The organism is Succinimonas sp. (assembly GCF_045225735.1).
GTDB lineage: Bacteria > Pseudomonadota > Gammaproteobacteria > Enterobacterales > Succinivibrionaceae > Succinimonas.
Map to the genome: position 1 here is coordinate 1 of NZ_JBGVBR010000354.1, position 12,332 is coordinate 12,332.

Below are 12,332 nucleotides of genomic sequence, written 5' to 3' on the forward strand. Positions count from 1 at the left end.
TATGAAAACGCGGTGCTTATGGAAAGAATTTTCAGTCCGGGGGAAGCTTAAATTCCGGAGAGCGGCGGGGTGAGAACAGGACTCGCAGGCTGTCTCAGAGTGCATTTTCTGAAGTTCGGCGCAGGTATCAGACATGTTTAAGATTGCGGACAAAAAGAAGAGATTAACAGAAACAGGATTTATAAGAATGCTTCTCACAGGGACTCTGACGCTGTCCCTGCTGCTGGCTTTTGATGTTTCCTCCGGCAAAATTCTCCGTTTTGTGGATGAAAACGGCGTAACCCACTATACAGACGACGAATCTGAGGCTCAGGGATATGACTATGACGAGTTTGACGATCTGGGGCAGCCGGATCCTGACAATGTGATATTCCGGCTGGATACCGAGACCGGCAGCCTGTATGTCATGAACAAGTTTAACAGCACCATAACCTGCAAGGTTCATGTTACCAATAAGGATGCCATTGATTCTGACATTCTTTTTGACACGCCGCTGGAAATTCCGGGAAATACCGAATACTACCTCGGCCGGCTGGAGGTCATCAGCGACGAAGAGGTGTCCATTACCAACTCCTTTGATATCGGAAGTCTCTTCAAGGGTGATGAAAACGTCTACTATTCCTCCAGAGAGAAGGATCTTATTGTGCCTTTTGTCGGAAAGTACCGGGTTACTCAGGGCTGGGAGGGCGGCTTTACCCATAAGGGGCCCAAGAGCCGCTATGCCATTGACGTGGCCATGCCTATCGGCACCAAAATTCTGGCGGCGAAATCCGGCAAGGTCATGGACATGAGGATGAGTTCCGACAAGGGCGGCCCGGATCCTTCATTCAGACCGCACGCCAACTATATCCGCATCGGACATGATGACGGCACCATGTCCATCTATGTGCATCTTAAAGGGCATTCTCAGCTGGTGAAGCCCGGGGACACAGTGCGGCAGGGGCAGGTGATTGCTCTTTCCGGGAATACCGGCTATACCACAGGGCCGCATCTCCACTTTGCCATTCAGACCAATACCGGAAACGGTATTAAATCCATCAAGTTCAAGCTGAACGGCAAGGAACCCTTCAGCGGCACTCCTCTTTCCAACTAAGCTTTCCGGGCATTCTGTCAGGCTCCCGGCGGTGTTTCGGTTATTCCCTGCCGGCCCTGGGAGATTATCATGTTCATTCCGGCGTTATGCTGACAAATTGCCGGCAGATGATACCTATGTCAAATCTGCGTTTATTTGGTGTATAATCCGGCGTTCAGAACACTTTTCAGTTAACTCACAGGAATATTTAAATGCAGATAGGTATACCTAAGGAAAGTACCGCTGGCGAGACTCGTGTAGCGGCCACTCCGGATACCGTTGCCAAGCTGTTAAAGCTGGGATTTACGGTACTGGTTGAAAAAGGTGCCGGTGTTTACGGTGATTTCAGTGACGAAGCTTATCAGGCTGCCGGCGCTGAAATTGGCGAAGCTCAGGATGTTTGGGCTTCACCCATCGTATTCAAGGTTCAGGCTCCTGACAATGAAGAGGCAGAGCTTCTTACCGAGGGCTCCACTCTTGTTTCCTTCTTCTGGCCGAACCAGAACCAGGAACTGATGGAAAAGCTGAATTCCCGCAAGGTGAATGTGCTGGCCATGGATATGGTGCCTCGTATTTCCAGAGCGCAGGCTCTTGATGCCCGGTCCTCCACCGCCAATATCAGCGGCTACCGCGCAGTAATTGAAGCTGCCCACGAATTCGGCCGCTTCTTCTGCGGTCAGGTTACTGCCGCAGGCAAGGTACCGCCTGCCAAGGTGCTGGTAATCGGCGCCGGCGTTGCCGGTCTTGCTGCCATCGGCGCGGCTCACTCTCTGGGCGCCATTGTTCGCGCCTTTGACACCCGTCTTGAGGTAGCCGACCAGATTCACTCCATGGGCGGTGAGTTCCTGAAGCTCAACTTCAAGCAGGAGGATGGCGGTTCCTCTGACGGCTATGCCAAGGTAATGAGCGACGAGTTTATCAAGGCTGAAATGGCGCTTTTTGCTGAGCAGGCCAAAGAGGTTGATATCATTATCACCACTGCCGCTATTCCGGGCCGTCCGGCTCCCCGTTTGGTGTCAGCCGAAATGGTTGCCAGCATGAAGGCCGGCTCCGTAATCGTAGACCTGGCTGCCGCTACCGGCGGCAACTGCGAGTGCACTAAGCCCGGTGAAGTATTTGTAACCGAAAACGGCGTTAAGATCATCGGCTATACCGATCTGGCCTGCCGTCTCCCGGCTCAGTCCTCTCAGCTGTATTCCACCAACCTGGTAAACCTCACCAAGCTCCTTTGCAAGAACAAGGATGGCAATATTGACATTGATTTTGAGGATCAGGTTATCCGCGGCATGACCGTAACCAAGGAAGGCGCTATCACCTTCCCGCCTCCTCCGATCTCTGTAAGCGCGGCTCCGCAGCAGCAGAAGCCCGCTGAAATGCCTAAGAAGGAAGAGAAGAAGGTCAATCCTCTGGTACGTCTCTGTCTCGGAGCCGTTGTTATTGCCTTGGCCTTCCTGGTTGGCATTTTTGCTCCGGCTTCCTTCCTGCCGCATCTTACCGTATTTGTGCTTTCCTGCGTTGTTGGCTATTACGTGGTATGGAATGTGTCGCATTCTCTGCACACCCCGCTGATGTCGGTAACCAATGCCATTTCCGGCATTATCATCGTGGGAGCTCTGGTTCAGCTGGTGCTTAAGGAAGGTTCTTCCCCTGACTGGATTATTTATGTTCTCTGCTTTATCGCCATTCTGATTGCTTCAATCAATATCTTCGGCGGCTTTGCAGTTACCAAGCGTATGCTCAAGATGTTCAGAAAGGATTAGGAGACTGACAAATGAATGGTTTTATACATGTTGCTTATCTCATCTCCGCAGTTCTGTTTATTCTGAGTCTTGCCGGACTGTCCAAACAGGAAACAGCAAAGAGGGGATGTAATTCCGGCATTTTGGGCATGTTTATTGCCCTGATTGCCACCTTCGCCAGTGTGTTTACCGGTACTGCCGGCGGCCTCGGCATTATTATCCCGCTGATTCTTGTGGGCATGTTTGCCGGCGGCATTTACGGTCTGCACCTTGCCAAGAAGGTTGAGATGACTCAGATGCCGGAGCTGGTGGCCATGCTGCACAGCTTTGTAGGTCTGGCTGCCGTGCTGGTAGGCTTTAACAGCTTTATTGAGGGCATTGCTTCCGCTCCTGCCTCTCAGATGGCCAATATCAATCTTATGGGAGCTGATCCTGCCACTATCGGCGCGCAGGCTCAGGCTCTGGCCGCAGCCGCTCAGGCGCAGGCTCAGGCAGTAGCTGAGCCGGTGCGTTCCGCTTCCGAGCAGGTAGTGCATCTCGTTGAAATCTTTCTGGGCGTGTTTATCGGCGCGGTGACCTTCACCGGTTCCGTAGTGGCCTACGGCAAGCTCAACGGCTCCTTTAAGCTGGCTATTTTCCAGTCCAAGCCGCTGATGCTTCCCGCTCACAACCTTCTCAACGTCGGAGCCCTGGTGATTTCCTTGGCTCTCATGATTGTGTTCATGGTATCCGGAGCTGCCGGCGTGCAGCTGGCCTGCCTTCTGGTGATGACCCTGATCGCCTTCCTGTTCGGCATTCATCTGGTTGCTGCTATCGGCGGCGCTGATATGCCGGTGGTCATTTCCATGCTGAATTCCTATTCAGGATGGGCTGCCGCCGCTTCCGGCTTTATGCTTGACAATGACCTTCTCATCGTAACCGGTTCTCTGGTAGGTTCCTCAGGCGCCATCCTTTCCTACATCATGTGCAAGGCGATGAACCGTTCCTTCCTGTCTGTTATCCTGGGCGGTTTTGGCAACCAGCCTCTGGCAGCTGACAATGAAGAGCAGGGCGAGATCCGCGAGCTTAGCTGCGCTGATGTGGCAGAGCTTCTCAAGGGAGCCGGCTCCGTTGTTATCACCCCGGGCTATGGCATGGCCGTGGCTCAGGCTCAGTACCCGGTAGCCGAGCTTACCGCCAAGCTGAGAGAGCGCGGCGTGAACGTCCGTTTCGGCATTCACCCTGTTGCCGGCCGTCTCCCCGGTCATATGAACGTGCTTCTGGCAGAAGCCAAGGTTCCTTATGATATCGTTCTGGAAATGGATGAAATCAATGATGACCTGGCTGATACCGATGTTGTGCTGGTTATCGGCGCCAATGACACCGTTAACCCGGCCGCTCTGGAGAATCCGAACAGCCCGATTGCCGGCATGCCGGTGCTTAGGGTTTGGGAAGCCAAGAACGTGGTAGTATTCAAGCGTTCCATGAATCCTGGTTACTCAGGCGTTCAGAACCCGCTGTTCTTTAAGGAAAACTCCTACATGTGCTTCGGCGATGCCAAGGCTTCTGTGGATGAAATTGTTAAGAATATCTAAATAGTCTCAGCTGTTTTATTATTCGTAACTGATAAGACAAGTATCAAAGGGGATCGGAAACGGTTCCCTTTTTTTGCGTGTCTTCCGGGACGGTACTGGCTGAGAGTTTGCAGGACGGAGATCTCTGAGGATGCCTCTAAGTATTTTTTTCTGGCTTACTTTGCCCTCCTGAGATCGGTATCCGAAGTACTGACAAGCTTCCTGAAAATCCTGCCGATATACTGTCTGATCCGGTTATTTCCGCAAACAAGGGCGCAGCACATTACATCATCTTCAGGCAGGTTTTCCACAAAGGCATCAATGCATTCTTTGCTGTGAGAGGTCAGAAAAACCTGGACATTGAATTCTTTGGAGAGACTGTGGATAAAGACGGCAAAATCCTTCAGCATATCAACGTGGACAGAGTTTTCAAATTCGTCGATAAGCAAAACGCCGTCCCTTGCCGAAGCAAAAAGGAGGGAGATAAAGAAAATCCGCTGTACCCCTTCGCCATAGCAGGAGAGATCGACAGCCTGCGAGAAATTATCATCAGTTACTGAAAAACGGTGCGAAGCCTCAATAAGGCGGATATCCTTTACAGAAGGCAGTATCCTGTTCTGTATGAAACTGATGATCTTAGGCAGCGTCTTCATTCTCACAGCCTGATAATATAATTCGGAACAGCGCTGAGGTTCGTTCAGAAAAAACTGATTAGCGAAAATAATCCGGCAAATGCTTTTGGCGCTGTCAGTGTCTGTCACTATTTCCCGGTCAGTGAAAAAACTTATTCTGGCTTTCTGAGAGATCTCACCGTATGATGAACGTATTTCCATGCTATGCAAACAGGAAGATCTGTCACATTCCGCAATATCCTCTGAGATTGCGTGGATGTCTACCGCAGCAGGCGTATCTGCAAAGGTTCCGGATATCGAGGAATCAGGGATTTGCTCCCGGATCTAGTTGTCAGAGAGGATTCTCCTCTCGGCTGTTTTCCCCCGCATTCTTAAGATTTCCTTAAGGACTGTAAAGTCATTTTGTTTTAAGAGCAGGTATATTGCTTCCAGTACGGCGGATTTGCCGGAGTTATTGATTCCGGCAAAGATGTTAATGCGCATTAAGCAGTTAATGGAGGGATTGGAAAATCCTTTGAATTTGCCAATATGCAGGGATGTAAGCTGATGAGACGGCAGCGCCTGCAATATCTCGTCGTTCTCGCTGTTCCTGATATCATTGCTGTGAAGCTCCGGTTCCGGCTGATTCCTTTCAAGATATGACTGCAGGATATTTACCTGCCTTTGAACCGCATCATACCGGTCTTTGGGGAGATGCATTCCGGTCAGGAGATCAATGCTGTCTGACAAGCCGGCGAGAATTGCATCAAATCCTCTTGTGCCGGGTTCTTTATTTTCTCGCGGTTTCATGGTGATTTTTCAAAGCCTGTTATGTCTTGTTTGTCCTTCTATTTTGTCATATGATGCCCTGTATAGCTGTGATTTTTGCCGAAATTCAGTCCGGGCATATCGCAGTCACACGTTTTTACATAATCTTGCATCGTGGTTTTTTGCATGACCGTAATGAAAAACAGCCCCGAAATCATTCTTTCTCCGGATGAAGAAGGCCGGATCAGAGCTTCGGTGGGCAGCTTTATTCAGGGGAATCTTTCGGAAACGGAACTCCTGAACCTCCTGAGAAATCTTAAAACTGAGAAGCTGGCAGAGATCGCAAAGGCTGAAACTATTACCCCTCCGGATGCGCAGCCTTCCTCCTTGCTTAAAGAGTCAGCTGCTGCGGACTTGCAGAAGTCCGGCATCGGAACAATCTCAGCCAGATCTGAAGCTTTAGAGAGCTCTCAGGCTGCTTCAGATGCTGCTTCTCGGCCAGCATCAATTTCTGCTGCAAGCATTGCTCCTGAAGCATCCCGTTTTTCCGATAACAACGAGTCTTGCGACATTCAGCCGGAAAGCGAAGTCGTAAGGGAGGAGATTTCCAGCAGGCCTTTGCGGCAGCAGCTTAACGAGAGTCAGGACGAGGTGTCCTGGAACAGCGCCGGGGAGGATGAACCCCGGAAATCATGGAGCGCTTCCGAGCTTATTACCGGGAAGCTCATGACTGGGGTAGGGGCGGCGCTCCTCCTGGGCATTGGCTTTATTCTGGTGGCCAAAAACATTCATTTCAGTTTCGGTCCGGCCGGCAAGTTCCTGGCCATGCTGGTGATTTCTCTTGCGGCTGTGTTCTGGGGGCTTTGGGCTTCTGAAAAATCTCGCCGGGATAACCGGGACTTTTCGTTTGCCGATGTCTTTCAGGTCACGGTGGCCGGAATTGGCTTTACCCTGCTTTATGTAACCATTTCTCTAGGCTGCTTCTATTTTGATCTGCTCCCGCCATGGGTCTGGAGGCCGTTCCTGATTTTGTGGTGTCTGGCTATGCTGTGGGCCACGGCATACCGGCATCATCTGTTCTCATTACTGGCTCAGATCGGTATTCTGGTAAGCCTTCCCATTGTGGAAGAATGTATGAATGCAAGTCTGGAGAGCGGTGTTCTTCTGGCTTTGCTTGCCCAGCTGCCTTTCCATGTTTACGGCGGTTTCAGAAAGCAGCCGGTAGTGTGCTATAACTCCGCGGTGGCATTTCTGCTGCTTTCGACGCAGCTCGCCATTGTTCTGGATTCAGATAATATTCTGGATCCTTCCGGGGCAATACGTTTCCTGTCAGGGGACTTTGCAGGAACTGTGATTGTTCTTGCCGCCGGAGTTATTGTGGGTTTCCTGGCTCTCACGGGTTCGTCCCGGAGCGCTTTCCCTCAGGAAAACACAGGCTTTATCAGATTCTGTTCCGCGGTGAACATGCTGGCTTTTTTCGGCATTACCATTATCCTCACTGTAATTACCGACAAACTGTTCCGTAATTACCTGCCTGTTGAAATGACAATACTTCTGGCAGTCTATGCCGGAGATTATTATTTCATAAACAGGTTGCGGATGTCCGCAGGTGGTTTTTGGGGAGATCGCCTGATATCCGGCCTCCTTTATCTGTGGATCATTATTTCTCTTACGGTAATTCCCGGCATGACGCTTCTGGCTTTGCTCCTGTGCGGCGTGCATTTCATTTTCGGGAGAGTGTTCCGTAACCGGGAGGAGTACTTCCCGCTGGCTCTGTATCTGACAGTGTTCGGGGCGCTTCATGTCTGCCGGGACGGTCTGGCTTTTCCGGACATGGTAACTCCCGGGGTTTGGAAAGCGGTATTTTCCTTTATTATTGTCGGGAGCTTTATTTACGCTCTTATGCTCCGGAACCGGACACGGGGACGCTTTCAGGTTCAGCGGGAAAACAGAGAAGCAGGGGCTCCCGCTGTCATTCGCGCGGAAAATGCCATGGAATTCCCGGAGGATTCCGCTTCCGCTGCCAGGTATATCAGCTCTCCTGCCGGGCTTTACTATTCCAGGAAGTGTTTTACAGATCCTGATGCCGCGGCTCCGCTGTCTTATGATAATGCGGCGGAAAATAACGGTGCCAGTACCGCAGACAAAACCGGAGAGGGGGCTTTATCAGTAATAGAATCCTCAGGCAGGCATGTCTTCCGGGGCGGGCTTGTTCTAATGCTTTCTGTTTTGCTGCTGGCTTTTATTACCGGTAATCTTAATCATCTCCATAGGATTGTTTCCGGAACGCCGCTGGTTTCAGAGCTTGTTTTTGCTGCGGTGATCCTGATTGCTGTGATTGCGGTTTTTCTGGGAATTGGCCGTTTCTTTAAATCCGCTCCTGAGACTGACCGGGGCTGGGGCTCCGAAGCCCCGGGAGCTTTCGGGATGCGGGCAGGCGTGTATTCCGGTTCCGGTCTTTTAAAGGCCGGATACTGGCATTGCGGAGAAATCATCACCGCTCTTCTGGCTCTTATGATTCTGTTGTGCTGGGGGTTGGGCTCTCTGGGACTTGATCCGAAAACCGGCGTTCTCAGAGATGCTCTTATCTGCTCCGGAGGACTTCTGGCCGGGGCGTTCCTGTTTCTTAAGGGGATAAACGGCTGTTTCTCCCGGAAGCGTAACGAGATAATTCCTGAAATGATCCTTTTTCCGGGAATTCTTTACATCGTCTTCCTTTCACTGGGCTTTACGGCGGGGTATCTCTTTCATCCCGTGGCATCCTGGCCGTTTTATGCCGTGCTCTTTTTTGCGGCGCTGTTTGATATAACGCTGATGCGTCTGATGTCTTTTGTGCCCGGCATCATGGAGCAGGAATGTCTTACCCCGGCAGAATCCCTGACAGGAACGGCATTGAGAGAAGATGTGTCATGGTTCCGCCGGGGAATTCATTCTTTTAATATTGTTCTGGCACTGCTCTTCTACTTCAATTACGCAGATTTTCCGGGACTTCTGGCAGAACTGGGAGAATCATACCCGGCGGCCATTGCCGTCTGGCTGTTCTATACTGCTCTTCTGGGCTATTTTGTTTTCGGGGATATTGTGAGAGCGGGAATTCGGAGACCCGGAGCCCTGTCTCTGGGGGCGGTCTCTCTTACGATATTCCTCGTAATGACCACCTACAGCATTCTGCGTGCCGGAATGGTTCCGGTGCTTATTCTGTATCCGTTGTCGCTGTCCTTCTATGCGGTATGGCGCCGTACCGGAGCGGTATTTTTAAGAACGCTGTCCCTTGTTTTGTTCGCTCTGGCAGTGTTCTTTATGTACGGGTTCTACTACCACGAGCTAAGCCCGGAAGTGCAGAGATTCTTTAACACCCTGCATTTTATCTTTATAAGCTACAGCGTGCAGAGTCTCGTGCCCCGGGAAAACCGGAGCATGCGACTGCTGCTTCTTCTGGTGATGCTGGCGCTTCCGGCGCTTTCCTGCGTCGTTCTTTCGGTTAAGACCTGGGAGATCTTCCCCATGTACTGGTGGGGCGTGCTGGCGGCCATGATCCTCTGCGGGATCTGGAAGCGGGATATGGTATATGTCCCGGCCGGCATTGCTCTGGTTTACCTTTATGGTTACCGGGATCTTTCTCCGCTGGGAGCTGAGATTTTTAACACTGCGGTAATACTTTTCTTTACCCTGCGGGTTCTTTTTGCGGCAAAAATGCCGGTGCTGCTTCACGCCGCTGCCACCATGTTTGTTCTTCTGGCTGCCTGTATCGTTTCCGGGGATTTGACGCCCGGAAGCAGCTTTGGCACTGGGTACCCGGTGTTCTGGGCGCTTCCTCTGGCTCTCTATGCTGTTCTGGCCCTTTGGAATATGAAATGGAACCGGATTTTTGCCGGACTGAAAAGCGTCTGGGAGAGCGCCTGGGGACTTGACGACAATACCGTTAACCAGAGAAGGGGGATTTACGTTCTTGCCGCCCTTGTTCTGGTTTACAGCCATTATTATCATCTGATGTCTGAACTTTGGCAGGGGATTTACAATACTCTGTTCATTATTGCCGGGAATCTCCTTTTTGTTCTCTGGTTCCGGAACCGGCCCTGGCTTTTGCGCTCTGCGGTCTTTATCCTGCTTATAGCGGCTGCGGCGCTGTACTATGTCATGCTTAAGCATGACATGCCGTTTTTGCTGGATTTGGCGTTAGCGTCCGGGAGAAAGTTTGTTCAGAGAGTAATTCCGGGATACCCGGTGTTCTGGTGGGCGGTTTTGGCGGCCTATGCCGTGATGACCGTTGTCTGGAGAAGAGCTCTTTTTGCGCTTGCCGGAATTCTTCTGGTTTACCTCATATACTACAGGGACTTTCCGGAAAACTGGCAGCATCTTTACAACATTGCCGCATATCTGGGCTTCTGTTTTGCCGCGGGATGGCACAGCCGGGGGCTTAAGGATCAGAGACTGGCCTTTTATTGGTATTTCCTGCCGGTTCTGGGGGCCACGGCGCTTTTTGCGAGCTTAAATCTTAGCGCTGACAAGCCATGGCTGTACCTGATACCCATGGTTTTCAGCGCGGTATACGGGGTGATCCGGCGGGACTATGTCATGTTTGCCGGATCTATGCTGCTTCTCTCCTTCCTGAGTCTCTCCCTTATCTGGAATATGCCGGGATGGGGCGGGCCCGGAGTGATGCTTATAACGCTGACGGGTTTTTCCCTGATGTCAGTGGTCTCTTTCGATTACAGAGGGGGGCGGGAAACCGTTCCTGCCGCGGTTTATATTCCGGCTGCGGTGATCTTGGCTGTTTTAGTCTTGGTTATAGCGGTTCTCAGTTTTGATGGTTCTTTTGATCTGTCTCCGGTTACTGATTTTGGGAGTCTCTATTTACCGCGGCTTCCTTATTTTGTAATTACAGATCTTTATGCCGGAATGCTGGTTTATTTCTGGATGAGATCTGCATGGGGCGGAGATGAGTCTCCGGAAAAAGCTGTTCATAGAGCCTCCGGATCGGAGGGACTTTCCGGGGCAATGCATACGGCAGCAGCTTTCGTGTGGCCGCTTTTCACCAGAATCTGTCTTATTGCTGCCCTTATGGTTTCTGCGGGAGGGCTTCTTGCCGGTCTTAAAACTGTTCTGGAAGGGCCGGCTCCGGCATTAACTCTTCTTCTGATGTTTGCCGGAATGGGAGCCGCGCTGCTCCTTCTTACATACATCAGGTTTGATGTGTTTTCCGGAAAGGAGGGAACTCTTTCGGAACCTGCGGGATCTCCTGAAAAGAAGAGCCATGGTTTCTTTTCGGCTGTTTGCCCGGAGGATATGCCAGAGGCGTTTTCCGGAGCTTTTCTGAGAAAGGGGCTTTATCTGGTCAGTCTGGAAGGACTGTCCATCCTGACATTTTATGCCCTGTTTTCGCTGAAAGAGCAGACGCTGGCAGACCAGATACTGGCCAGTGCCAATTCCTCATTGGCGCAACTGGAAATTCAGGCTGCTGCGGCGCTTGCCCTGATACTGTGTTACTGTCAGACACTGTTTCTTATGTTCCGGAGAGGGAATCTCAGACAGCTTAAGATTTACTATTGCATGCTAAAGCTATTTGTTCTTATCTATGTGCTTGCTGTGGTATTTGATCTTGAAGATGGCGTGGTTCTTACTGTTTCCTGGCTCTTTACCGCTGTGCTGCTTCTGATTTTCGGGTTCCGCTGCGATGCCGCCGCTGTCCGGAAAACCGGTCTTGCAGCCTGCATGCTGTGTATTTTGAAGCTGCTTATTGTGGATATTACCTACACCGGAGATATCACCAAGGCATTGTCGTATCTCTTAGCAGGAGGGATTCTTCTGGGGGCCAGCTTTGTGTATAGCTATTTCAGCAGAAGCCTTTCCCGGAGCGGGGAGGAACGATAAGTAACAGCAGGAATAAAGGAAGACAACGAGGCACGCGACAGAATAATTGACAGAAATCACAGTGGATTTCAGAAATGGCGAGAGGAACGCGCTGCAGGGGCATTATGATTAATTGAGGGATTGGTTATTCTGGGGAGTTATTAAAATGGGGAAGCCGATATTAACCTTAAAGGAGATAAAGAAACTGCCGTATGCAGCCACCTCGTTCAGTGTCATACGCGAAAGAGAGATTGTTTATGTTGATAAAACAGCCATGATAGCCAGAATTGCCGAAACCGAGAATGCTCCTGTTTTTCTTTCCAGACCCCGCAGATTCGGAAAAACGCTTCTGGTATCAACATTTGAATCTCTCTTTTCCAGAGGCCTTCAGGATTTTAAAGGTCTCGATATTGATACCGGCGAGGAGAAATGGACTGACAAAACCTATAAGGTGGTACGTTTGGATTTTTCTCTGTATGCAGACGATTCCTGTGAAGAGCTTATACAGGATCTTACTCAGGATCTGGTTGATAGCTTTGCTGATATAAAAACGATAAATCCTCTGGATCCTCGGGGCAATTATCAAAAACCATCATATGTTTTAAAGCAGGGAGTCAAAGACGCCGATCCAAAAAGCATTGTTCTTCTTATCGACGAATATGACAGTCCAGTCTCTCATCATCTGAACAATAAGGATGAGACAGACAAAATAATGAATGTCATCAAAAGTTTTTTTGCC

Annotated in this window: 7 protein-coding genes; 5 read left to right on the forward strand and 2 right to left on the reverse strand. The window is 50.6% G+C overall.

Annotated elements, in window-relative coordinates; genetic code table 11:
* The first annotated feature begins 187 nt into the window (after positions 1 to 187).
* The 3 genes from ACJROR_RS12515 to pntB all read left to right on the forward strand — a co-directional run bounded on the left by ACJROR_RS12515 (position 188) and on the right by pntB (position 4,385).
* Complete coding sequence (locus ACJROR_RS12515; protein ID WP_406547322.1) at positions 188 to 1,093, forward strand: M23 family metallopeptidase; 906 nt, start codon at positions 188 to 190, stop codon at positions 1,091 to 1,093.
* Between the two features lie 191 nt (positions 1,094 to 1,284).
* Positions 1,285 to 2,832, forward strand: a complete 1,548-nt coding sequence (locus ACJROR_RS12520) for a Re/Si-specific NAD(P)(+) transhydrogenase subunit alpha (protein WP_406547323.1) — start codon at positions 1,285 to 1,287, stop codon at positions 2,830 to 2,832.
* 11 nt (positions 2,833 to 2,843) lie between these two features.
* Positions 2,844 to 4,385 (forward strand): Re/Si-specific NAD(P)(+) transhydrogenase subunit beta, encoded by a 1,542-nt coding sequence (gene pntB / locus ACJROR_RS12525; protein WP_406547324.1) that lies wholly within the window; start codon positions 2,844 to 2,846, stop codon positions 4,383 to 4,385.
* Between the two features lie 155 nt (positions 4,386 to 4,540).
* Here the strand turns inward: pntB and ACJROR_RS12530 are convergent, their stop codons facing one another.
* Positions 4,541 to 5,125 (reverse strand): ATP/GTP-binding protein, encoded by a 585-nt coding sequence (locus tag ACJROR_RS12530; RefSeq protein WP_406547325.1) that lies wholly within the window; start codon positions 5,123 to 5,125, stop codon positions 4,541 to 4,543.
* A 195-nt stretch (positions 5,126 to 5,320) separates the two neighbouring features.
* Complete coding sequence (locus ACJROR_RS12535; RefSeq protein ID WP_406547327.1) at positions 5,321 to 5,725, reverse strand: AAA family ATPase; 405 nt, start codon at positions 5,723 to 5,725, stop codon at positions 5,321 to 5,323.
* A 204-nt stretch (positions 5,726 to 5,929) separates the two neighbouring features.
* On the opposite strand from ACJROR_RS12535, the gene ACJROR_RS12540 reads away from it, so the two are divergent.
* Together ACJROR_RS12540 and ACJROR_RS12545 are read left to right on the forward strand one after the other, a co-directional pair.
* Positions 5,930 to 11,614: a DUF2339 domain-containing protein gene (locus ACJROR_RS12540; RefSeq protein ID WP_406547328.1), complete on the forward strand. Its 5,685-nt coding sequence runs from the start codon at positions 5,930 to 5,932 to the stop codon at positions 11,612 to 11,614.
* Positions 11,615 to 11,759: 145 nt separating this feature from the next.
* Positions 11,760 to 12,332: AAA family ATPase (locus ACJROR_RS12545; RefSeq protein WP_406547330.1), on the forward strand; the 573-nt coding region annotated here is incomplete at its 3' end.

Coding starts and splice junctions, on each gene's coding strand:
- ACJROR_RS12515 (WP_406547322.1), top strand. CDS start 188: ATGCTTCTCACAGGGACTCTGACGCTGTCCCTGCTGCTGGCTTTTGAT.
- ACJROR_RS12520 (WP_406547323.1), top strand. CDS start 1,285: ATGCAGATAGGTATACCTAAGGAAAGTACCGCTGGCGAGACTCGTGTA.
- pntB (WP_406547324.1), top strand. CDS start 2,844: ATGAATGGTTTTATACATGTTGCTTATCTCATCTCCGCAGTTCTGTTT.
- ACJROR_RS12540 (WP_406547328.1), top strand. CDS start 5,930: ATGACCGTAATGAAAAACAGCCCCGAAATCATTCTTTCTCCGGATGAA.